The following is a 589-nucleotide window of genomic DNA, read 5'->3' as shown; positions in this document are numbered from 1 at the left end:
ACGATTTGATCAGAAAAACTGCCGATGCGCCTAACGGTGTTATTGATTTTATTATGGTAGCCTTATTTAATCACCTTAAGGAACAAAATTATACTGCAGTTAACCTGGGTTTTGCCCCTTTGTCGGGCCTTACAACACCGCACAATTTTACCGAGCGATCTATGAGATTTGCCTACGAAAAGATCCGGTCATTTTCTCATTATAAGGGACTGCGCGCATCAAAAGAGAAGTTCTCGCCGGTATGGCACAATAAGTATTTGATATATGATCAGGATTATGATCTTTTGCAGGTTCCAAATGTATTAACTAAAGTAATTAAACCTTAATAAGAGTATATGAAAAGATGCGTTGCCTTATGTTTTATGCTAATCTGCTTGTGGATAACAAAGAGTGTAGCCGGCGAAATTGATTCTGTAACGTATAAGAAGTTTGGTTTAATAACGGTATATCGTAATTAAACCTTAATAAGAGTATATGAAAAGATGCGTTGCCTTATGTTTTATGCTAATCTGCTTGTGGATAACAAAGAGTGTAGCCGGCGAAATTGATTCTGTAACGTATAAGAAGTTTGGTTTAATAACGGTATATC

General features: G+C 36.3%; 1 protein-coding gene. It reads left to right on the top strand.

Features of this window, described 5'->3' with window-relative positions; genetic code table 11:
- On the top strand, positions 1-326 hold a 326-nt coding region (locus tag AC1DG9_RS27640), incomplete at its 5' end, for a phosphatidylglycerol lysyltransferase domain-containing protein (RefSeq protein WP_477635773.1).
- Positions 327-589 lie beyond the last annotated feature (263 nt).

This window comes from Pedobacter sp. 05L430 (genome assembly GCF_056397585.1).
The sequence above is the reverse complement of the archived record's forward strand: the minus strand, read 5'-3'. Positions and strand labels throughout refer to the sequence as shown.